This is a genomic window from Sphaerisporangium sp. NPDC005288, from assembly GCF_040607475.1.
GTDB classification, from domain to species: Bacteria; Actinomycetota; Actinomycetes; order Streptosporangiales; family Streptosporangiaceae; genus Sphaerisporangium; species Sphaerisporangium rhizosphaerae.
Genome location: NZ_JBEXGT010000012.1, coordinates 155,002 through 177,759, shown reverse-complemented (window position 1 = coordinate 177,759; position 22,758 = coordinate 155,002). Strand labels below are relative to the sequence as shown.

Below are 22,758 nucleotides of genomic sequence, written 5' to 3'. Positions count from 1 at the left end.
GGCGGGGCCGCGGTCACGCCACGGCGGGCTCATCGGGTTCCGGTTCCTGTTCGAGCGCGTCGTGGCGCTCCGCGTGCCTGAGCCGCGCGCCCACCACGGTGGCGGCGGCCGCGGTGAGCAGGAACAGCGCGGCCAGGGCGACCATCCCCGAGGTCCGCAGTTCGAGCACGACGGCCAGGAGCACCGGGCCGACGATGCCCACGGCCGCCCCGCCGAGGCTGAACACCGAGAGGTACTCCGTGCGCAGGTCCGGGGGCGCGTGCCGGTAGGACAGCTCCCAGCCGCCGACCGCCTGGAGCATCTCGCCGCAGGTCAGCAAGATGGTGGCGACGACCAGCAAGGTGATCGTCAGCCAGGCGTGGGCGTACGACGAGGCGACCAGGACCAGGCTGGAGGCCGCCAGCGTGACGCCGGCGCCGCGCAGCGCCCGGGTGCCGCCGCGCGAGTCGCCGACCCGCTTGGCGAAGTGGACCTGGAGGGTGATCGCCAGCACCGTGTTCACCGTGATCAGGCCGCTGAGCAGGCCGGGCGGGGCGTCGGTCGACTGCACCAGCCAGAGCGGCAGGCCGATGCCGAACAGCACGGTGTGCAGGAACAGCACGCCGTTCACGGTGGTCAGCGCGAGGTAGCGGCGGTCGCGCAGGACGGGCAGCAGGCCGCTGTGCCAGCGGGCGGGCCGGTCCGCGGGCGCCGCCACCCGGACGTGGAGCAGGCCGAAGAGCCCGGCGGAGGCGACGCAGCACAGGGCGCCGATCAGCAGGATCGACCGGAGCATCCAGACGCCGCCGAGGCTGAGGAACGGCGCGGCGGCCAGGGCGCCCAGGCACATGCCGACGTTCGAGACCGAGCCGATGACCCCGAGCGACTTGGTCTGGTCGCGCTCGCCGGCGACGGCGCCCACCACGAGCTGGACCATGGGGAGCACCGGCCCCTGCGAGATCATGAACAGGGAGGCGAAGAGGGTGAAGGTCCAGACGTTGTCGGCGAAGGCCAGGGCGGCCAGCCAGGCCGCCCGCCACACCTGCACCATGCGCAGCAGTTGCAGCGGCCCGAAGCGCCTGGCCAGCATGCTCACCGGCACCGTGGTGAGGAACCCGGCCAGGCCGGCGACGGTGAGGCCGGTGCCGACCTGCGCGGTGCTCAGCCCCACGGCCTTGACCAGGAAGACGGTGCCGCCGGCCAGGTAGAGGCCGCTGCCGGTGGCGTAGACGACGACGGCGGCCACGATGAGGCGGCCGTCCCTGCTCGGCAGGATGTAGCTGCCGAGCAGGCGCCGCAGCGCGTTCGAAAAGCCGCTCACCAGGCGCCCCCGATCGGTTCCATCTCCGCCCGCACCAGCTCCGACGCCCGGTCCAGCGCCCGCCCGCAGTTTTCGGGGGTGTCCCCGGTGACGATCACGGCGGCCAGGCGCGGCACCACGCCGCGCGGCGGCAGCAGCAGTCGCGCGCCCGGCTCCGCGAGCCGGACCACCTCCACCACGCCCGGAACGGCCGTGGCGCCGGACACATCCAGGGAGCCGACCACGCCGTCCTGGGGCGGGTAGAGGAAGCGCACCTCCGCGCAGATGTCGCGGGACTGTCCCGCCTCGGGCCGCAGGCCGAGGGCGAGGTCGATCGCCGCGGCGGTCAGGTCGACGCCGGTCGCCAGCTTGCCGAGGTAGGGGATGAAGTCGCCGCCGAGGCGCCCGTTGAGCTCGACCAGACGCGGCCCGGCCGCGGTGAGCCGCACCTCCGCGTGCGTGAGGCCGGTCTGCACGCCCAGCGCCCGGTGCGCCTCGGCCAGCAGGTCGATGAGGTCGTCCGCCCACGGCTCGGCCCGCCAGGGCGAGACCAGGTGGCCGACCTCCTCGAAGAAGGGGTCGAAGCCGAGCCGCTTGCGGGCCACGTTCACCGGCCGCGCGTCCCCGTCGTGGACGACGGAGTCGACGCTGATCTCCGGCCCGGACAGGAACTCCTCCAGCAGCAGGCCGTCCAAGGGGTCAAGGCCCGGGTAGGCCGCCTCGGTCGCGTGGTGGTACACCTCGGTCAGCTCGCCGGCGTCGTGCGCGACCACCACGCCGACGCTGCCCGCGAGCGATCGCGGCTTGACCACCACCGGGTATCCGATGGCGTCCGCCTCCCTCAGCGCCTCCTCCCGGCTCCGTACGTGGGCGAAGCGGACGCCGGGAAGCCCGGCCTCGCGCAGCAGCCGGCGGGTGGCGAGCTTGTCACGACAGTTGCGCGCCGCGGAGGGGGACATGTGCGGCAGGCCGAGCCGCGCCGCGGCGGCGGCGGTCACCTCCAGCAGCACCTCGTCCCAGGTGAACACGCCGGCCGGGCCCGGGGCGCCGGCGACGCACTCGCCCACCGCCCGGGTCAGCGCGTCCGCTCCGGAGTCGGCCACGGTGCGGTGACCGGCGAGGTAACCCGACTGCCAGGTGGGTTCGGCGGCGGCGACCAGCGTCACCTCGCAGCGGGCGGCGGCGTCGGCGAACGCGTACTCCCGGTAGGCCCGGCCGCCGCTGCCGACGAGCACGACACGTTCGGGCGCGTCCGGCTCGACCGGGACGCAGCGGAAGTCGAAGTCCCTGATCGTCCGGCGGATCGCCGCCTCGACCTCGGCGGTGGTGGCGCCCCGGTAGCGGAACCGGGCGCCGGAGTGCTCGTATCCGGCGTGGCCGGCCAGTGTCCGGCCGACCACGGGCACGCGCTCGGCGTAGGGGCCCGCGTGCTCGCCGTCCGCCGTCCGGCCGGCCCGCTCACCGCCGGACGGTCGCGGCCCGGCGGCGACGACCCGGCACGGCCGGGCGACCGGAGTGGGCACCAGCAGCCAGCCGCCGCGTTCCGTCCCGCCCAGGGAGTGGCAGGCGCCGGGCAGGGGCTCGCCCATCTGGAGGGCGAAGGCGGCCGCCATCAGGTCGACGCCATGCACCTCTTTCCAGACGAACGGCACCTCCGCGCCGCCGGGTCGCGCGCCGACCTCCAGCACCTGAAGCTCGGGCCGCTCGGGCGTCCCCGACAGGAACAGCTCCAGGTGGAACACCCACGGGTCTGGTGACAGGGCGCGCACCACGCGGCCGGTGAACGCGCCCACCGCCTCGATCAGCGGCGGATCGTCCAGCTCCACCGAGCCGAGGGCCAGCCCTTCGGTGAACTCCAGGCAGGTGTTGACGTAACGCGACGCCCGCCAGGCGCCGAGGCCCGTTCCGGTGGACACGCCGTCCACGTGCAGGATGTCGTGGGGCAGGTAGGGCTGCACCAGCATCGGCATGTCGCGCGGGAAGGCGTACGCGTCCAGTTCCGCGGGGGAGGCGAGGCGGGTCACTCCGGCGCTCGCGGTGCCGCGTACCGGCTTGACCAGCAGCGGCCAGCCGTGGAGGGCGGCGAAGGCGGCGACCGCCGCCCGGTCCGGCGCTGGCGCGGTGGCCGGCACGGGGACGCCGGCCTCGGCCAGACGCCGCGCCATGACCAGTTTGTCGCGGAAGGGGGCGAGCTCGCCCGGGGTCTCTCCGGGGACGCCGAGTTCCCCGCGCAGTTCGGCCACGATGTCCAGATCGACCTCGTGCAGCGCGATGATCCGTGCCGGCCGGCCGAACTCCTCGACCAGGGATGCGACGGCGGCCCGCACCTCCTTGCCGTCCTCCGTGCTGCGGACGATGCGCACCGCCGCGGCCCCCTCCGGCAGTGACCCGGCGGCACGGCCGGTCGTCACATAACTGACGTGGAGGGCGTCGTGGTCGGCGTAGGAGGCGTAGTCCGCGTAACGGTCGCTCCATCGATGGATGACGATGATCTGGTCGGGCACCGACCCTCCCTATGGTTGACGGACGACGATCGGTCTGCGGACGTGCGGGACGGCCTTGCGTGGGCGGGAGGGGCGCCGCCTACTCGGGATCGGCGGCGGCGACCAGGATGTCCCGCAGGAGCAGCAGCAGTCCGGCGACCTCGTCGAAACCGGTGCCGGCCGAGTTCTCGCGCAGGGTGCAGGTGAGCGCCTCCCCGTCCTGCACCTGGAGGTAGAGGGGAGCCCCGATGTTGCGGCCGGCGGTGCCGGTGCGGATCTCCTCGTCCACGGAGGTGTGCTCCTGCTGGTACCGGCCGAGGTAGTTGAAGAAGTAGCGGAAGAAGCCGCTGACCGACCCCTCGAAGGTGCCGTTCACCGAGCCGGTGTAGCCGTGGGCGCGTCCGAGCTCCAGCACGTCGTCCACGTTGTACACGCTGTGCCGGTAGGAGCGCAGGGAGTCCCAGTGGACCCGGCGCACCAGCTCGTCGAAGTCCTCCCCGGCCTTCGGTTCGACCAGCAGGGGGACGATCTGGTTCTGGGCGGCGACGAGCGTCTCCCAGCGGGGGTCGCTGCGGTTGTGGGCGTAGACCGCCACCAGCAGCCGGTCGCGGCCGGTGCGGCGGTGGACGGCCAGGCAGAAGGCGGCGAGCACCACCGAGGGCAGCGAGACCGTCAGCCGGTCGGCGATGCGGCCGGCGGCGTCGGCCGCCTCCTTGGAGCCGAGCCGCGCCCAGCGGGTGGACAGCGCCGCCCTGCCCTCGGGCCCGTCGGTCCCGGGCTCCCGCTCCATCGCCGGGGCCGCCTCGAAGACGCCCGTCCAGAACTTGCGCGCCGCTCTGCGGCGGCGCTCCCGTTCCGGCGACCACTGGTCGGCGGCGAGCTCCCGGCCGCTGGGCGCCGGCTCGGGGATGCTCAGCCCGTCCAGCAGCGCGAGGAACTCCTGGTGGAGCTGGTTGATGGCCCACGCGTCCACGGCGATGTGGTGGAAGCAGATGACCAGACGGACGGGAACCTTCTCCACGGTCACCGCGCGGGCGCGCCAGGAACGGTCCACCGCAAGGTCGAAAGGATCGGCCCCGGCCCGTTCGGCCGCCTCCTCCGCCACGCGGACGGGGTCGTCGTCTCCGTCGATGGTGTCCAGGTGGATCGGCGCGGGCGGCCAGACGGCCTGGACCAGGTCGCCCTCACCTGCGGGTTCGTAGCGGGTGCGCAGCGACTCATGGCGTCGCTCCAGCGCCTCCAGCGCCTGCTCGACCGAAGCCAGGCTCGCGCCGTCCGGAAGCGTCCAGATCTGCGGCAGATTACAGGCCTCCGGAGGAAGCCTTTGGATCGATCGCCATAAGGAAAGCTGGCCGAATGTCAACGGCGCGCGAATGACCGACAAATGCTCCACGACCTGAAACCTCACCGAAACAAATGGGTTTTGAGGAGCACACAGGCAGCGGCCCGGCCGCCCGAATGCCTCGCGGAGGGCGTCGTCTTCGTCGCCCAGGAAGAAAGTGAAAAGAATTGTCGCCGGGGGCGAACGGGCTCACCGTCTTGCTTCCGCGAAGACGCTAACGCAGCGCCCCCGCTGCGGAACAGAATGTTCTCAACAGCTGAGACGGACAGATTACCTGCTTTGATCTCAGATTATGACAATCCATGCTTTTGGTGGGCGCTCGCCGCTACCAATGGGTATGAGCCGACGCTATGGATGCCGCTCGACCCGGTATTCCGGCTGCCCGGTATCGGGGCCTCGGCTCGCCCTCAAACCGGGAATCTCTTCTCACAATACTGCGGCATCACGTGAAACACCGGCCGGATGTGAGACTGTTACCGACGGCCGGACGTCCGGCGGCGGGCCACCGCGCCGTGCTCACTCGTTGGCGGCCGGTGGGGATACCTTGTCCCCGCTGGGGCATGACCGGTCGTATGGCAGGGAACAACGGGTTGCTCACGGCCCTTACGGCCCTGCGACGTCAGCTCGATCGCGATCTGTTCCCCCTCGCGATCGGGGACGTCGCGTCGCATCGTCGTGCCCTCAAGGAGCTGAGAGGCCAGCTCGACGACTACCTGCTCCCGCGCGTCGCCGCCATGGACGCCCCGCTGCTGGCCGTGGTGGGCGGCTCCACCGGGGCGGGCAAGTCGACCCTGGTCAACTCCCTCGCCTCCGCCGACGTCACCGAGCCGGGCGTGCTGCGCCCGACCACGCTCGCGCCCACCCTCGTCGCCAGTCCCGCCGACGAGGCGTGGTTCACCACGCAGAACGTGCTGCCCGGCCTGGCCAGAACGACCGGGCGGGGACGCGGCGAGCCGGGCACGCTGCGCATCGTCACCGCCGGCACCCTGCCGGCCGGGCTGGCGCTGCTCGACGCCCCCGACATCGACTCGGTGGTCACCGCCAACCGCGAGATCGCCGCCCAGCTCCTGGCCGCCGCCGACCTGTGGCTGTTCGTCACCACCGCCGCCCGGTACGCCGACGAGGTCCCGTGGGGCTTCCTGCGCAGCGCGCGCGAACGCAGCACGGCCCTGGCGGTGGTCCTGGACCGCGTCCCCCAGGAGGCGCTGGAGCCGGTGACCGCCCACCTCACCCGCCTGCTGGACGCCAACGGCCTGGGCGGGACTCCGCTGTTCACCGTCCCGGAGGTGGCGCTGCCCGAGGAGAACGCCCGCCTGCCCGAGCAGGCCGTCCGGGAGGTGCGCGGCTGGCTGGCCGCGATCGCGGCCGACGCCCAGGCACGGGCCGAGGTCGTGCGCAGGACGCTGTCCGGGGCGCTGGACAGCGTCGCCGCCCGGGTGCCCGCCCTGGCCGACCAGGCCGACCGGCAGCGGGCCGGGCTCGCCGACCTGCGGCTGTCGGTGGAGTCGGCGTACGGGGCGGCGATGGCCACCTTCGACGACGGCATCCGCGACGGCTCGCTGCTGCGCGGCGAGGTGCTGACCCGCTGGCAGGACTTCATCGGCACCGGCGACCTGATGCGCTCGCTGGAGTCGCGCATCGGCTGGCTGCGCGAGCGCATCGTGGCCGCGTTCATGGGCACCCCGCCGCCCGACACCCGGCTGCGGGTCGCCCTGGAGACCGGGGTCGAGTCGCTGATCAGGTCCGCCGCCGACGCCGCCGCCGAACGCACGCTGGAGGCGTGGTCGGGCATGCCCTCGGGCCGTGACGTCATCGAGCGCGCCGGCGCGGTCACGGCCGGGCGGCTCGGCCGCGCGTCCTCGACGCTGCCCGACCGCGCCGCCTCGGCCGTACGGGCCTGGCAGGCGTACGTGCTCGACCTGGTCGCCAAGGAGGGGGCCGAGAAGCGCACCACCGCGCGGCTCGCCTCGTTCAGCCTGAACGGCCTCGGGCTGCTGCTCATGCTCATGGTCTTCGCCTCGACCGGCGGGCTGACCGGCATCGAGGTCGGCATCGCGGGAGGCACGAGCGTGCTCAGCCAGAAGCTGCTGGAGGCGGTGTTCGGCGACCAGGCCGTGCGCGCCCTCACCCAGGCCGCGCGCGACGACCTTCGCGAACGGGTGAGCGCGCTGCTGGAGGAGGACGCCGCGCGGTTCACCTCGCTGCTGGAGGGCGTCGAGCTGCCCGAGCAGGTCTCGGCCGACCTGCGCCGCGCCGCCCAGGCCGTCCGCGACCACCGCGACGAGGTCACCACCCGACCCACCGGCTCCCCGGAGGACGCGGCCCTCACTGGCACGCCCGGGACGCCCGGGACTTCCAGTACTCCCGGGACGCCCGAGGAGGCCGTTCCCGCCCCAGGGACGCCCCAGGACGCCACCCGCTCCGACGGCTCGGCGCAGGACGCGGCCGGCTCCGAGGGCTCGGTGCGGCAGGACGCGGCTCGTTCCGAGGGCCCGCCCGTCCGGGACGCGCCGCCCGTCCGGGACGCGCCGCCCGGCGCCGCCGTCCGGCCGCGCTCGGGGGACCGGTCGTGAAGGTCCTGAGGCGGCCCAAGAGCGTGCCGCTGGACGACCGGCTCGCCGCGCTCGCCGAGGCGGCCGAGCTGGCCGAGGGACGGCTGCAGGCGGCGGCGGTCGCGCGGGCCGCCGGCGTGGTCGCCCGGGCCGGGACGCGCCGGAGCCTGTCGGTCGAGCACACGGTCGTCGCCCTCGCCGGAGCCACGGGAAGCGGCAAGTCCTCGCTCTTCAACGCCCTTTCCGGCACCTCGCTCGCCACGGTCGGGGTGACCCGGCCGACCACCTCCACCGCGCAGGCCGCGATGTGGGACCCCGAGGGCGCCGGACCGCTCCTCGACTGGCTGGAGGTCCCGCGCCGCCACACGGTCGGCGAGGACGGCGGGATGGACGGCACGCTGTCCGGGCTCGTCCTGCTCGACCTGCCCGACCACGACTCGATCGAGGCGGCCCACCGGTTGGAGGTCGACCGCCTGGTCTCGGTGGTCGACCTGCTCGTGTGGGTGCTGGACCCGCAGAAGTACGCCGACGCGGCCGTCCACGAGCGCTACCTGCGCCCGCTGCGGCGGCACCGCGACGTCATGCTGATCGTGCTGAACCAGGTGGACCGGCTGTCCCCGCCCGCGGCCGAGCGCTGCGTGCGCGACCTGCGGCGGCTGCTGGAGGAGGACGGGCTGTCCGGGGTCCCGGTGGTCGCGACCTCGGTCCGGGAGGGCCGGGGCGTCGCCGAGCTGCGGTCGGCGCTGGCCAGGCGGGTGGCCGACCGGCACGCCTGGACCGCGCGCCTGGAGGCCGACGTGCGGCAGGCCGCCGACGTCCTCGCCGCCGCCTCCTCCGGCGTCCTGACCGCCGGCGTGCCGACGGACGGCGCCTCCTCCTCCGGTGTCCTGACGGACGGCGCCTCCTCCTCCGGCATCCCGACGGACGGCGCCTCCTCCTCCGGTGTCCTGACCGCCGGCGCCTCCTCCGGCGTCCTGACGGCCGGCGTCCCGGCGGAGGCGGCCTCGCCGCCGGGGGAGCCGGAGACGTGGGCCGAGGCGTCGCGGGCGCTGGAACGGCGGGCCGAGGCCGCGGAGAAGGCACTGCCGGACGAGCTGTCCCGGCCGCTGACCGCCGCGCTCGCGGAGGCCGCCGGCGTTCCCACCGTCGTGGAGGCCGTCCGCAAGGCCCACCGGCACCGGTCGGTCGCGGCCACCGGCTGGCCGGTCACCCGCTGGCTGCGCCGGCTGCGGCCCGACCCCCTGCGCCGCCTGCACCTGGGCGGGGCCTCGGCCGCCGCCGGCGGGCGCACGTCCATCCCGGCGGCCTCGGGCGTGCAGCGGTCCCGCATGGAGACCGCGATCAGGGACGTGGGCTCGGCCGCCTCCGCGGACCTGCCCGAGCCGTGGGCGGTGGTCGTCCGCGGAGCGGCCCGGTCACGGGCGGACGACCTGGCCGAGACCCTGGACCGCGCGGTGGCGACCACTTCGATGGGCGCCGGACGGCGGCCCCGGTGGTGGCGGGCCGTGGGCGTGCTGCAGTGGCTGGTGTTCACCGCCATGCTCGCCGGGGCCCTGTGGCTGTTCGCGCTGTTCGTCATGGACTACCTGCGGTTCCCCGAGGTACCCACCCCGACGCTGGACACCGTCCCCTGGCCGACCGTCCTGCTCGTCGGCGGCGTGCTCGCCGGGTTGCTGATCGCCCTGCTGTCGCGCGCGGCGGCGGCCGTGGGCGGCGCCCGCCGGGCGCGCAAGGCCCGGCGGGCGCTGTGGGGCGGCGTCGACCAGGTCGGCCGCGAGCTGGTGCTCGACCCGGTACGGGACGAACTCCACCGCGCCCGCCGCTTCGCCGAACTCCTCACCACCGCCCGCGGCTAGTGGGCTGTCCGCGGACGTTCACCGGGCCGGGCGCCGTAGCAGGCGCCGATATCGCCCTACCACGACCCGCCGACCCGGCGCCGATCATCTTCGGCACATGGCCGGAGTGGAAAGCCGCGCCCGGTGAAGGTCTCTGGTCAGCGCGATAGCCGACGTTCGGTGCTGGACGGTCGGAGGAGCCGTCTCAGGCTCACCCCACCAGACGGACCCTCCAGGGGCCGACTCGGCGCCGATCATCTCCAGCACATGGCCGGAGTGGAAAGCCGCGCCCGGTGAAGGTCTCTGGTCAGCGCGATAGCCGACGTTCGGTGCTGGACGGTCGGAGGAGCCGTCTCAGGCTCACCCCACCAGACGGACCCTCCAGGGGCCGACTCGGCGCCGATCATCTTCGGCACATGGTCGGAGTGGGAAGTCGTGCCTGGTGGGGGTCTCTGGTCGCCGCAATGGCCGACGTCCGGTGCTGGACGGCCGGGGGAGTCGTCTCGGGCTCACTCCTTAGACGGACCGCCCGGGGGCCGACCCGGCGGCGATCCTCTCCGGCACATGGCCGGAGTGGGAAGTCGCGTCCGGTGGAGGTCTCTGGTCAGTGCAATGGCCGACGTTCGGTGCTGGACGGCCGGGGGAGTCGTCTCGGGCTCACTCCTTAGACGGACCGCCCGGGGGCCGACCTGGCGCCGATCATCTTCGGCATGTGGCCGGAGTGGGAAGTCGCGTCCGGTGGAGGTCTCTGGTCAGTGCGATGGCCGACGTTCGGTGCTGGACGGTCAGGGGAGCCGTCTCAGGCTCCCCGCAGATGGACCGCCCAGGGGCTGACCCGGTGTGACCTCAGGATTCGGGAGTGCTGTTCGGGCTGGGGCGGACGGTCTGGTGGGCGGGGGCGGGAGCGGCGAGGGGGTCGGGGAAGGAGGCGCCGGCGGTGATGCCGCGGGGGCCGGACTCCTCGGCGTCGGCGATGGCCTCCTCGGCGGCCCTCTGCGCCTGCGCGGCCTCGGCCTGGGCGGCGGTCTTGCCCTCGGTCACCTCGCGGGTCGCCGCGGACCTCGGCAGCGACTCGGTGAACGCCTTCGACACGCCCTGCAGCGCCGAGGTGACCTCGCTCGGGATCACCCAGAAGGTGTTGCCCTGGCCCTGCGCGAGCTGTGGGAGCACCTGAAGGTACTGGTAGGCGAGCAGCTGCGGGTCGGGGTCGTTGCGGTGGACGGCCTGGAACACCTCGTCGATGGCCTGCGACTGGCCCTCGGCCTTGAGGATCGCCGCGGTGCGGTCGCCCTCGGCGCGCAGGATCGCGCTCTGCTTCTCGCCCTCGGCGGTGAGGATCTGCGACTGGCGAAGACCCTCGGCGGTCAGGATGGCGGCGCGCTTGTCCCGCTCGGCGCGCATCTGCTTCTCCATCGCCTCCTTGATCGTCTTGGGCGGGTCGATGGCCTTGATCTCCACCCGGTTCACCCGGATGCCCCACTTGCCGGTGGCCTCGTCCAGCACCCCGCGCAGCTGGCTGTTGATGGTGTCGCGCGAGGTGAGGGTCTTCTCCAGGTCCATGCCGCCGACGACGTTACGCAGCGTGGTGACGGTGAGCTGCTCGACGCCCTGGATGAAGTTGGCGATCTCGTACGCGGCGGCGCGCGGGTCGGTGACCTGGAAGTACAGCACCGTGTCGATGTCGACCACGAGGTTGTCCTCGGTGATGACGGGCTGCGGCTTGAAGGAGACCACCTGCTCGCGCAGGTCGATGAGCGGCCGGACCCGGTCGATGTAGGGGATCACGAAGTTCAGGCCGGGCCCGAGGGTGCGCGAGTAGCGGCCGAGGCGTTCGACGTTCCCCGCCCTGGCCTGCGGGACGATGCGGACCGACCGCAGGACGGTGAACACCGCGAGAAGGACGATCAGAATTCCGGCGATCAATGCGGCGTCCATGCTCACTCCCGGGGATACACGAGCGCGGTAGCGCCCTCGATTTCGATCACGTCCACCGTCGCGCCCGCCGGGATCACCAGCGTCTCGTCATAGGCGCGGGCCGACCATTCCTCCCCGCCGATGCGCACCCGCCCGTTCATCCCGGTGACCTCGCGGGTGACGTAGGCGGCCTTGCCCACCAGGGCGGACACGCCGAAGCGCTGGACCGGCGGCTGCTTTATGTGGCGCTGGGCGATGGGACGCAGGACGACCAGGCCCGATATGGAGCCGAGAATGAACACGGCTAGCTGGATGCCGGTCGGCAGGCCGATCGCGGCGACGGCGGCGGTCAGCAGGGCCGCGGCGCCCAGCAGGCCGAGTGCGGCGGTGAGGGTGAACAGCTCGGCCGCCCCCAGTGCCGCCGCGAGTATCAACCAGAAGATCCATGACTCCATAGCCCCGGCCCTCCTATGAATGAGAACGCGTTCCGGGCTCCGGTGGTTCCTGAAACCCACAGTAGCTCCGTTTTTCCGGGCGCGGCATGACGAATGAGTCACGGCGCCCGGATCACGGCAGGGCTCGCGATGACCTCCTCCGGGGCGGGTGCTCCCCATCAGGCGGGCCGGGCGGAATCATGCCCGTCATCTCACGCGGGACCGGACAGGATCATGCTCGTCATCTCACGCGGGGCCGGGCAGGATCGTGCCCGTCACCTCTCCGAGGGCGATGCGCGTCCCGCCCGCGCCGGGAGCGGTCGCGGTGATCGTCACGGTGTCGCCGTCCTCCAGGAAGGACCGCGACTGCCCGTCGGACAGCTTGATCGGCTCGGCGCCGTTCCAGGTGATCTCCAGCAGGGACCCGCGCCGCGCCGGCTCGTCCCCCGAGACGGTGCCGCTCGCGTACAGGTCGCCGGTGCGCAGGGACGCGCCGTTCACGGTCAGGTGGGCGAGCATCTGGTCGGGCGTCCAGTACATCTCGCGGTACGGCGGGCTCGACACCGGTTCGCCGTTCAGCGTGATCTCCATGCTGATGTCCAGGCCCCACGGCTCGCTCCGCCGCAGGTACGGAAGCGGCTCGGGGTCCTGCGCGCGGCCGGGGATTCGGGCGGCCTCCAGCGCTTCCAGCGGGGTCACCCAGGCCGAGACCGACGTGGCGAACGACTTGCCGAGGAACGGCCCGAGCGGGACGTACTCCCACGCCTGGATGTCGCGGGCGCTCCAGTCGTTGAGCAGCGTCACGCCGAACACGTGGTCGGCGAAGTCGCCCGCGCTCTCGCCCGGCCGCGTCGGCGTCCCGACGACGAATCCCAGCTCGGCCTCGATGTCCAGCTTGGCGGTGGGCGCGAGGACGGGCTCGCCGTCCGGCGTGGCGACGCGCTGGCCGCGCGGGCGGGTGACCGGCGTGCCCGACACCACGACGGTGCCGGACCGGCCGTGGTAGCCGACCGGCAGGTGCCGCCAGTTGGGCATGAGCGCCTGGCCGCCGGGCCGGAAGATGTGGCCGACGTTGGTCGCGTGCTCCAGCGAGCAGTAGAAGTCGACGTAGTCGCCGATCTCCACCGGCAGATGGAGCCGCACCTGGCGCAGCGGGATCAGGTGCGGTTCGAGCGCCGCCCGGTTGGCCGGGGCCTCCTTGGCGTCCGCCGACAGCAGCCGCTGCAGCAGCCGCCGGGTGTCCTGCCACGCCGTGCGTCCCCTGGCCATGAAGGCGTTCAGGCTCCCGGTGGCGAACACCTCGTCGTGCAGCACGGGCGCGAGGTCGAGGACGTGGTCGCCGATGCGCACGCCGGCCCTGGCCGGCTCGCCGGGACGGGAGAACACCCCGTAGGGCAGGTTGGCGACGGTGTAGGGCGTCGCGTCGGCGCCGGGCACCCAGGTGGCGGTCACGTTGTCCTCTCTGGCGGTCACGGCCGGGCCGCGGTCGACGGCGAGCCCGAGCGCGCGCAGGTCTTCGGCCGGTGTGGCGGTGTTGCACGACCCGTAGGAGACCAGCAGCTCCCTGGCGCGCCGCGCCACCTCCACGGGGGTGGCGCGGACGAGCTCGACCAACTCGGCCTTGTCCATGATCTCCAGGACGGGCACCGGGTCGCGTCCCTGGACGGCCGCGCACACGGCGAGCACGAGGTTCAGGAACCCGTGCCGGTAAACCCCGAGGCTCGGGTCGGGGTGCCGGACGGCGTGGTGCAGCCCGGCGGTGGCCTTGAACGGGGTGCCCTGCTCGACGCAGGCGCGGACGAAGGCCCCCAGCTCGTGGGTGGAAGGGTAGTTCTCGGGCGCGGCGCCTCCGCAGCGGACCTTCAGGCCGACCCCGGGGGGCGCCTGGTGCAGGTCGGTGGGAGGCACCTCGACGAACAGCCGCACCGCCGGGTCCACTTCTGTCGCCGCATCGCGCGGCCCGCCCGGGGCCTGCGTGAGCAGGCGCCAGGCCACGGCGGCGAGGGTGGAGCCCGGGGGCAGCGGCGCCTCGAACCAGTCGACGGTGAGGGCGGGGGCCGCGGTCGCCAGGGCGGCCAGGTCCGGCGGCTCGGGCGTGTCCACGATGATGCCGAGCCGTATGGGACGGGTCAGTTCCGCGCGCAGTTCGTCCAGCCGGCTCGCCGGGCACAGCAGGCGGTGGGTGAGCATCGGGTCGCCCGCGTCCTGGTCGGCGTAGTGCCGGGCCAGCGCCCGCGACATGGGCAGCGACGTGGGCGGGTACAGGCCGGCGTCGTCGACCAGGAGGCGGAAGAGCGCCGCCGCCGTGTCCGTCATCGGGCCCACGTCCAGGCGTAACCGGGGTCCTCGCACGCGAGCGCGGCGTCGCCGAGGTCCAGAGGCCGGAAGGTGTCGACCATGACGGCCAGCTCGCTGGTCATGGTGTGGCCCTGCCGCACCGCCTCGACGACCGCCTCCACGGCGCCCGGCTGCGGGCCGTGGGTGAAGCCGGCCGGGTGCAGCGAGATGGAGCCGATGTCGATGCCCGACCCCTTGCGGGCGGTGTAGTCGCCGCCGACGTAGAACATGAACTCGTCGGAGTCGACGTTGTGGTGGTTGTAGGGGATCGGCACGGCCTCGGGGTGGAAGTCCAGCGGGCGCGGGCAGAACGAGCACACGACGAAACCGGGGCCCTCGAAGGTCTGGTGCACCGGCGGCGGCGCGTGGGTGCGCTTCACGACCGGCTCGAAGTCGGCGATGTTGAAGGCGTAGGGGTACAGGCAACCGTCCCAGCCGACCACGTCGAACGGGTGGTGGGCGTAGGTCAGCCGGGTCAGCCCGCCCCGGGTCCTGACCAGGACGGGCGTCTCGGCGTCCTCGACGGTCAGCGGCTCGGACGGCGCGCGCAGGTCGCGCTCGCAGTAGGGAGCGTGCTCCAGGAACTGGCCGTACTGCGACAGGTAGCGCTTGGGGGGCCGGACGTGCCCGGACGCCTCGATGGTCAGCGCCCGCACCGTCGTGCCGTCCAGGGGCACCCACCGGTGGATGGTGCCGGTGGGGATCACGACGTAGTCTCCCTCGCCGGCCTCGATCGCCCCGTAGGTGGACTCGAACCGCACCCGGCCGCCGGCGATGTAGACGCACTCGTCGCCCTTGGAGTCGCGGAACAGCTCGCTGGGCCGGTCGGCGGCCGCGTACGACATGCGGACGTCGGCGTTGCCGGCCAGCGGCTGCCGCGAGGTGACCAGGTCGCCGCCGGTGGGCAGGGCCTGGGTGCGGAAGTGGCGCGGCGACAGGGGGAGGTTCGGGGACAGCGCGGTGCGCACCATGTCCGGCACGGCCTCCACCTTGACGATCGCGGTCGGCAGGTGCCGGTGGTAGAGCAGCGAGGAGTCGGAGGAGAAGCCCTCCTCGCCCATCAGCTCTTCGGCGTACAGGCCACCGTCGGGCTTGCGGAACTGGATGTGGCGTTTGCGCGGCACCTCGCCGACGGTGCGGTAGTACGGCATCGTCCCCTCCTGGCGTACGCATATCGGACAGCGATGTCCTCTATACGTACGACGATCCGCCATCCCCGGAACGATGTCAACCTGCCCACGCCGCCACACCTGGGACATTGCCGTGATCTGGGGCGCAGGCGGCGGTGGGATCGTCAGGCGATCGCGCGTTCGGCCAGGGGCCGGGTCAGGCGTCGATCGCCTGGTACACCGTGGTCCAGAAGTCGTGGATGAGCCGCGCGGAATCGGGGACCGACATTCCGACCTGGGTGAGCAGGATTCCGGTGAGCCGGTTCCGCGGGTCGGCGTAGGTCGAGGTGCCGCTTCCGCCGTCCCAGCCGAACTGGCCGATGGGCGCGTAGTCGCCGCGGTAGGTGCGCACCGCCATCCCGAAGCCCCAGCCGCCGTGCTGGCCCTGGCCGAACGACAGGTGGACGTTCTCGGTGGCCATGGCGCTTCGGACGGCCTGCTGCTCGGGCGTGAGGCGGTTGGTGGTCATCAGCTCGACCGCGGGCCGGGACAAGATGCGCTCGCCGCCGTGCATCCCGTGATCGAGCAGCATCCGGAAGTAAGCGTGGTAGTCGTCGGCGGTGGAGACCAGTCCGCCGCCGCCGCCCTGGAAGGCCGGAGGCAGGCTCCAGCGTCCTCCCTTGGCCTCGTCCCACACGGTGAACTCTCCGCTCCGCGGGTCGGGGGCGTAGAGGGTCGGCATCCGGTCGATCTGGTCGTCGGGTACGCGGAAACCAGTGTCCTTCATGCCCAGGGGGCCGAAGACACGTTCGCGCAGGAACGTCTCGAACGACCGGCCCGTGACCCTGGCGACGAGCACGCCGAGCAGATCATTGCTGATGTGGTACTGCCAGCGCTCCCCGGGCTGGTGCATCAGCGGCAGCTCGCCGAGGCGGCGCATCCACTCGTCCGGCTCGGGCATCGGCGTCGGCAGGTCGGGCGTGAGCCCTTTCTCGAAGATCGCGCCCATGATGGGAGTGCCCAGTGACGTCATGTCCATGCCGAGGCCGAACGTGGAGGTCAGCAGGTCGCGGACGGTGATCGGCCGCCGCGCCGGCACGGTGTCGTCCAGCGGGCCGTCCAATTGCTTCAGCACCCGCCGGTCGGCGAGCTCCGGCAGCCACGGATCCACCACGTCGTCCAGCCGCAGCCTGCACTCGTCGAGCAGCACCATCGTCGCCGCGACCGTGACCGGCTTGGACGTCGAGGCCATGCGGAAGATCGTGTCCCGGCGCATCGGCGCGCCGCCGTCATGGCGCATCGTCCCGATCGCTTCGACGTGCGTCTCGTCGCCCCGGCCGACCAGAGCGACGAGCCCGGGGATCTTCCCGGAGTCGACATGCCGCTCCAGCACCTCGCGCAGCCTGCGCAGCCCCGTGGTGGAGAAGCCGCCGTTGCCGTTTCCCATCGTGAATCTCCTCATGTGCGGCGTTCGATCCGCCGGTGTTCACCATCGTTCGGCAATCGCTGAACGTCTGCGACACTACATTGCGTTCACATATTCGTCAACGATTGGCGAAGGCTTATTCTGCCTGTAAACCCGGGGTGTGGATGCCTTCTTTGCAATGAGTATGACGCTGAACGCAATGGACCGACCGGCACTGGCATTGCAATGGGCGGCGAGTGAACGCATACTGTGCGGCGGGTGTGCGTGCGGAGCGCCCGCGCACGTCGACAGATGGGAGACCGGCACCGATGCCCGGAGGCAGACTCACCCCCGAGGACCGCCGGCACATCGCCGCGGGCCTGGCCGAGGGGCTCGGATACGCGGAGATCGGCCGGCGGCTGGGACGGCCCGCGTCGACCATCATGCGAGAGGTCACCCGCAACGGCGGACCCGACGACTACGGGGCGGACCGGGCGCACGAGGCCACCCGGCACCGTGCGCGGCGGCACAAGCAGGCGCGGCCCGCGGCCCCGCCGATCTCCGACGGCGGCCATGGGCGTGATCCTGAGGCGGTGCGGGACTTCGCGGAGTCCTTCACCGCTCTCCTCGTCGAACAGGGCCTGCCCCGCATGGAGGCCAGGGTGCTGGCCTGCCTGTACATCACCGACGCCGGAGCTCTCACCGCCGCCGACCTGGTCCAGCGGCTCCGCGTCAGCCCGGCGTCGATCTCGCACGCCATAGCCTTCCTCGAGCAGCAGGGAATGCTCAGGAGGGAGCGGGCTCCCGGCGCGCGGCGCGAACGCTATGTCATCGACGACGAGATCTGGCTCCGGTCCCTCATCGCGTCTCTGGAGATGAACGACGCCCTGGCGACCGCGTCGCGCCGCGGGACCGAGATCCTCGGAGCGGCGACCCCCGCGGGCGCCCGTTTCCAGTCCTCCACCGAACTCCTCGCCCTCGTGAGCGAGGCATTCCGCCAGGTCATCGACCAGTGGCGGCAGAACATGGCCACCCGCGGCACCCAGACCCCGGAGACACCAGTGGGCGGGGGCGATCCCGGGATCGCCCCGGCCCTGCGACCGCCGCCCTAATGAGGGTCTTCGACCGGCGTGCACGGCTTGACGGAGGAGCCCGCCTGAGCCAGCCAGGCGCCGAGCCGCCAGGGCACTTGTGCGCTGTGGTTCTCGCGGAACTCCACCACGAGGGTCTCGCCCGGCCTGATGTAGCGGGGAGAGATCCGGATCGTTCGTACAGAGGTCACCCGGACGGCGTAGTACGAACGCGACCCTTCCACCATCGAACGCAACTCATCCGCTCCCGCGGCGGGCGGCCCGCCGTAGGTCCCATCCACGCCGGCGAAACGAGGAGCCGCGCAGTGCGTGCCCGCGGCCAGGAACGTCACATCGGCCGTGATGCCGGCCGCGCCCAGCTTGGCCTGCAGCCCGGCGGGGTCGCGCAGTTCGTTGACGGTCACGGCGACCGTGCCGTCCGGGTTCTCGGCCACCGCGTAGGCGGGGTTCCCCGTTCCGCCGACCAGCGGCGTGATGAGGAGCGCCGCCGCGACACCGGCCGCGACCAGCAGCCGGGGACCGGTGACGAGGCGCTGCCGCGGGCGCATCCCGTCGAGCAGCCGCTGCCGCGCTCCGGCGAGGTCCTTGGGGGTGGCCGGCGGAATGGTGCTCCACATGGCCTTGAGCTCATCCATGGTCATTCTCCTTGCGGGTTCAAGGTGCGTCGGATCTGCAGACGGGCCCGGTTGAGGCGCGAGGCGACGGTTCCGGGCGGAATGGCGAGCGCGGCGGCGACCTCCTGGTAGCTCAGGTCCGCCCACGCGACGAGCAGCAGTACGTCGCGATCGGCCTGGGCGAGCCCCAGCAACGCCCTGGCCAGCGGCTGGTTCACGGCCAGGGTGTTGACGCCGTCCTCCACCTGAAGGCCCGACAACTCCGCCGGATGCACGCCGCTGCGGAGGTAGGCGCGGTAGAGACCCATCTCCGTGCGCCGCCGTTTGCCGATCACATTGGAGGCGATCCCGTACAGCCACGGCCGGGCGTCGCAGCGGCTTCGGTCATAGCCGGCCCGGCGTTGGAAGGCGGCCAGAAAGGTGTCGGCCACGACGTCCTCTGCCTCGCCGGGGCCCAGGCGTCTGGCCGCGTACCTGTACAGGAGCGGTGCGTGCCGGTCGAAAAGAACGGAGAAGATCTCAGGATCATCGAGCGATCTCTCGATGATGGTCGCATCATGGACCTCGACAGCTTCGCGGGGGATTGTCATGCATACCGGCCTTTCTTGGCGTATGCGGTCACTCGTACTTACCGCGCCAGGCCGAAATGCTTCACGAGGGCCGTCTTGCCGAACCCGAGCCCGCTGGGCGCCCTACCGCCGCCTCAAAGCACGAACCGCCGCAGCCCTGAGGGCTGCGGCGGTTGAGCGCTCTGCCGGGGAACCGCGACGCGGGCTTGTGGCCGTGTCGCGGCCCCGGGTCAGGGCGCCGGGCGGTGCGGCGGCGTCAGCCGCCTATCGCCATGGCGAAGATGTGCATGGTCGCGACGCCCGAGGCCGCCTGCGAGCTGATGTTGGGCAGGTCGACGCGGGAGACCTCCTTGTCCTGCAGCGCCACGCCCGCGAAGTAGATGGTCGCGGCGGTGTTGGCCCGCTGGTTTCCCGGCCGGTTCTGGTAGGCGGCCACGGCGGCGGCGACGCCCTCCGGCCTCGGCGCGCCGTACCAGTCAGGGGAGCTGAGGGTGAAGGTCTGCCTGGTGCCGTCCTTGTAGACGATGGTGGCCGGCCCGGACACCGCGCCGTAGGTTCCGGTCAGCAGGAAACCGAGCGTCTTGCCGGTGCCGGTGACCTTGATGGACTGCCCCGAGGCGATGGCGTTGTCCGGGCTGCCCACCGGGACGTCGGGCCAGGTGAAGGTCACCCCGCCCTTGCTGACCGTGCCGCCCGGGGTGACCCCGGCCTGGGCCAGCGCCTGGGCGGAGATGCTGGCGCCGCCGCCGTCGAAGTTCCCGGGGTCGGTGTTGGTGTCGTCGGTGACGGCGACGTTGCTGAAGCTTTCCGACAGCGGCGCCTCCCGGCCGTCCCACACCCGGACGGTGGCCTTCGCGGACGCGGCCCAGTCATGGCCGCTCACCGTGGCGACCAGCACCACCGCGCCCGCCGGCTCGTTCGCGGCAGGGGTGAGGGTGAACTCGACGGTGGTCTCCGAGTTCGGCTTCAGCGGCCGAAGCACGATCTGCGCGGGGGTGACGGTCCATCCGTCCGGCGCCTCCATGGTCACGGTGGCCTTGGGCGCCATCGGCATCTCGACCGCCCGGACGGTGACGGCGACCTTCGCCTCCTGGCCCGAGCTCACCTCGGCGGGCGCGGCGAGCTTGATCTTCTGCAGGGTGTACGCGCGGTAGGTGTGCCCGGCCTTCCCGGTGAGCTCGATCAGGTCGGCCCCGGTCTTCTTGACGTGGGCAGGGCCGTGCGGGGTGTCGCTCACCTTGTAGCGGCCGGCGAACATCTCGCCGCGCAGCTTGACGACGCCGTCGCGATCGGGCGTGATGGTGAACTCGTCGGCCTGCCCGTCGCTCCACGCGGCGCCCACGGTGTGGCCGCCGCGGCCGCGCAGCCCCTTGACCCGCCCGCTCTGCCAGGCCTCCGGCAACGCCGGCAGCACGTGCAGCTCGCCGGTGTGGCTCTGCAGCAGCATCTCGGCGATGCCCGACGTGGCGCCGAAGTTGCCGTCGATCTGGAAGGGAGGGTGCAGGTCGAACATGTTCGGCGCGAGCCGGGCCGGAGTCACCAGGAAGCGGACCAGGTCGTGGGCCCGCGTGCCCTCTTCCATCCGCGCCCAGTAATTGATCTTCCAGGCGAGCGACCAGCCGGTGCCGTCGTCGCCGCGCAGCTCCAGCGTCCGCCGCGCGGCCGTGAACAGCTCGGGCGTGCCCCGCTTGGTGATCTGGTTGCTGGGGTGCAGGCCGTACAGGTGGGAGATGTGCCGGTGGTTGCGCTCGGTCTCCACCCAGTCGTACAGCCACTCCTGGATGTTGCCGCGCGAGCCGATCTGCATCGGGGCCAGCCGCTTGCGGGTGGCCGTGAGCTGGGCCCGGAAGTCGGCGTCGACGCCGAGGACCTCGCTCGCCTTGGCGCAGCCGTCGAACAGGTCACGCAGGATCTGCATGTCCATGGTGGGGCCGGCGCACACGCTGGCGTCCGGGTGGTGGCCGAGCTCGGGGGAGTTCGACGGGTTGGTCACCAGCCACCCGAGGGTCGGCTCCTCCACCAGGGTGTCGAGGAAGAACTGGGCGGCGCCCTTCATCGCGGGATAGTTCTCCCGCAGGAAGCCGAGGTCGCCGGTGAACAGGTAGTGGTCCCAGATCAGGCTGGACAGCCACGCGCCGCCGCTCTGCCACATGCCCCAGAACGCGCCGTCGACGACCGACGTGGCCCGCCACCCGTCGGTGTTGTGGTGGGTGACCCAGCCGCCGGCGCCGTACTGGGCCTGCGCGGTGCGGGCGCCGGTCACCGCGAGGTCCTTGACCATGCCGAACACCGGCTCGTAGCACTCCGACAGGTTGGTGGTGTCGGCGGGCCAGTAGTTCATCGGCAGGTTGGCGTTGATGGTGTACTTCGAGTCCCACGGCGGGGCCATCTGGTCGTTCCAGATGCCCTGCAGGTTGGCCGGCTGGGTGCCCGGGCGCGAGGAGCTGATCAGCAGGTACCGGCCGAACTGGAACAGCAGCGCGGAGAACTGCGGGTCGTCGGCGGAGGCGTACTGCGCGATGCGCACGTCGGTCGGCTGGTCGGCCGCGGCGGTGCGGCCGAGGTCGAGCTCCGTCCGGCCGAACAGCTTGCGGTAGTCGGCCACGTGCCGGGCGCGCAGCGCGTCGTAGTCCTTGCCCTGGGCCGCGTCGAGGTGCTCGCGCGCGATGCCCTGGTAGTCCCCGCTGACGTCCTTGTAGTTGACGTAGCTGGTGCCGATGGAGATCAGCACCGTCACGCTGTCGGCCGCGGACACCTGCAGCGTGCCGCCGGAGCTGGTCACGCTGCCGCCCTCGGCGACGGCCTTGGCCAGCGCCAGGAACCGGACCGAGCCGCTCTTGCCCTCGAAGTCGCCCGAGATGCCGTCAAGGCCGACCGTCGTGCCGTCCGGGCTCGAGCGCGTCGTCCGCTGCGGGCTGTCGAAGGTCGCGGAGAAGGTGATGGAGCCGGGCTTGTCGGCGGTCAGCCGGATGGCGATGACCTGGTCGGGCGCGCTCGCGAGCACTTCGCGCCGGTACCGCACCCCGTTCTGGACGTAGGTCGTGGACGCGGTGGCGGAGGTGAGGTTGAGCTGGCGGTTGTACTCCGAGACCCCGCCGGTGCCGCCGGGGAAGCTCAGCCTGAGGTTGCCGACGGGCTGGTAGGCCAGCTGGCCCGCGGGGCTGCCGAGCATGGTCTGGTTGATCAGGTTCTGGGCCTGCGCCCACTGGTTCTCGAAGACCAGCCGCCGGATCTCCGGCAGCGCCGCCGCGCCCTTCGGGTTGCTCTGGTCGTACGGCCCGCCGGCCCACACGGTGTCCTCGTTGAGCTGCAGGCGCTCCTGGTCCACGTTGCCGAACACCATGGCGCCGAGACGTCCGTTGCCGATCGGAAGCGCGCGCAGCCAGTCCGTGCCGGCGGCCTCGTCGTACCACAGCGCCAGGTCGTCAGCGGCGCGCACCTCGGGTGGCGCCACCGAGGCGGCCCGGGCCGCCGCCGTCCATTGCATCGGCAACAGCAGAGCTCCTGCTCCGGCCGCTCCGAACTTCATCAGTTGCCTACGCGTCAGATCTGCCATCTCGCTTCTCCAAGCGCCTGCGGCCTTGCGAGCGGCCGGCGCCGCACGCATGCGGAGACGAGCTCGACCTCGGTGAGGAAGGCGAGCTCAGCGGAACCGGCGGCATCACGAAGCACTGTTCTGGGGAGTGATCACCAAGCTACAAACATTCGATGTATGGGTCAACAGTTGTACTAATTAACGCTAAAACTCCACCGATACGCCGCATGCCAAGCCGCAGACATCCAATGTCTGGCTG

General features: G+C 72.3%; 14 protein-coding genes. 3 read left to right on the top strand and 11 right to left on the bottom strand.

Features of this window, described 5'->3' with window-relative positions:
* Positions 1-13: 13 nt before the first annotated feature.
* The 3 genes from ABZU32_RS14340 to ABZU32_RS14330 form a co-directional block, all read right to left on the bottom strand.
* Positions 14-1,300, bottom strand: coding sequence for an MFS transporter (locus tag ABZU32_RS14340; RefSeq protein WP_354921827.1), 1,287 nt, complete (start codon positions 1,298-1,300; stop codon positions 14-16).
* The gene (locus ABZU32_RS14335; RefSeq protein WP_354921824.1) at positions 1,297-3,783 is read right to left on the bottom strand and encodes an ATP-grasp domain-containing protein; all 2,487 of its coding nucleotides are present in this window, start codon (positions 3,781-3,783) and stop codon (positions 1,297-1,299) included. The genes ABZU32_RS14340 and ABZU32_RS14335 overlap by 4 nt, the downstream gene beginning before the upstream one ends.
* 79 nt (positions 3,784-3,862) lie before the next feature.
* Positions 3,863-5,155 carry a condensation domain-containing protein gene (locus ABZU32_RS14330; RefSeq protein ID WP_354921822.1) on the bottom strand — a complete coding sequence of 431 codons (1,293 nt, stop codon included), beginning with the start codon at positions 5,153-5,155 and terminating at the stop codon, positions 3,863-3,865.
* Between the two features lie 509 nt (positions 5,156-5,664).
* Between ABZU32_RS14330 and ABZU32_RS14325 the strand changes: the two genes are divergently transcribed.
* On the top strand, positions 5,665-7,677 hold the full coding sequence (locus ABZU32_RS14325; protein WP_354921819.1) for an ABC transporter: 2,013 nt from the start codon (positions 5,665-5,667) through the stop codon (positions 7,675-7,677).
* Positions 7,674-9,512 carry a YfjP family GTPase gene (locus tag ABZU32_RS14320; RefSeq protein WP_354921816.1) on the top strand — a complete coding sequence of 613 codons (1,839 nt, stop codon included), beginning with the start codon at positions 7,674-7,676 and terminating at the stop codon, positions 9,510-9,512. Before ABZU32_RS14325 ends, ABZU32_RS14320 begins: the two co-directional genes overlap by 4 nt.
* An 825-nt stretch (positions 9,513-10,337) precedes the next feature.
* Here ABZU32_RS14320 and ABZU32_RS14315 read toward each other — a convergent pair.
* The 5 genes from ABZU32_RS14315 to ABZU32_RS14295 all read right to left on the bottom strand — a co-directional run bounded on the left by ABZU32_RS14315 (position 10,338) and on the right by ABZU32_RS14295 (position 16,732).
* On the bottom strand, positions 10,338-11,426 hold the full coding sequence (locus ABZU32_RS14315; RefSeq protein WP_354921813.1) for an SPFH domain-containing protein: 1,089 nt from the start codon (positions 11,424-11,426) through the stop codon (positions 10,338-10,340).
* 2 nt (positions 11,427-11,428) lie between these two features.
* The gene (locus ABZU32_RS14310; RefSeq protein WP_354845546.1) at positions 11,429-11,860 is read right to left on the bottom strand and encodes an NfeD family protein; all 432 of its coding nucleotides are present in this window, start codon (positions 11,858-11,860) and stop codon (positions 11,429-11,431) included.
* A 225-nt stretch (positions 11,861-12,085) separates the two neighbouring features.
* Complete coding sequence (gene fahA / locus ABZU32_RS14305) at positions 12,086-13,291, bottom strand: fumarylacetoacetase (RefSeq protein ID WP_354921873.1); 1,206 nt, start codon at positions 13,289-13,291, stop codon at positions 12,086-12,088.
* Positions 13,292-14,151: 860 nt separating this feature from the next.
* Positions 14,152-15,327, bottom strand: a complete 1,176-nt coding sequence (locus ABZU32_RS14300) for a homogentisate 1,2-dioxygenase domain-containing protein (protein ID WP_354921809.1) — start codon at positions 15,325-15,327, stop codon at positions 14,152-14,154.
* Positions 15,328-15,502: 175 nt separating this feature from the next.
* Entirely contained in the window at positions 15,503-16,732 is a 1,230-nt protein-coding gene (locus tag ABZU32_RS14295; RefSeq protein ID WP_354921806.1) for a serine hydrolase domain-containing protein, read from the bottom strand.
* Between the two features lie 287 nt (positions 16,733-17,019).
* Here ABZU32_RS14295 and ABZU32_RS14290 point away from each other — a divergent pair, with 287 nt between their 5' ends.
* Positions 17,020-17,802 (top strand): helix-turn-helix domain-containing protein, encoded by a 783-nt coding sequence (locus ABZU32_RS14290; RefSeq protein ID WP_354845555.1) that lies wholly within the window; start codon positions 17,020-17,022, stop codon positions 17,800-17,802.
* On the opposite strand, the gene ABZU32_RS14285 is transcribed toward ABZU32_RS14290, so the two are convergent.
* The 3 genes from ABZU32_RS14285 to ABZU32_RS14275 form a co-directional block, all read right to left on the bottom strand.
* Entirely contained in the window at positions 17,799-18,416 is a 618-nt protein-coding gene (locus ABZU32_RS14285) for a hypothetical protein (protein ID WP_354921803.1), read from the bottom strand. The two genes, ABZU32_RS14290 and ABZU32_RS14285, sit on opposite strands and share 4 nt — an antisense overlap.
* A gap of 2 nt (positions 18,417-18,418) precedes the next feature.
* On the bottom strand, positions 18,419-18,985 hold the full coding sequence (locus tag ABZU32_RS14280) for an RNA polymerase sigma factor (protein WP_354921800.1): 567 nt from the start codon (positions 18,983-18,985) through the stop codon (positions 18,419-18,421).
* A 235-nt stretch (positions 18,986-19,220) separates the two neighbouring features.
* Complete coding sequence (locus ABZU32_RS14275; protein WP_354921797.1) at positions 19,221-22,520, bottom strand: glycoside hydrolase N-terminal domain-containing protein; 3,300 nt, start codon at positions 22,518-22,520, stop codon at positions 19,221-19,223.
* Between the last annotated feature and the right edge of the window lie 238 nt (positions 22,521-22,758).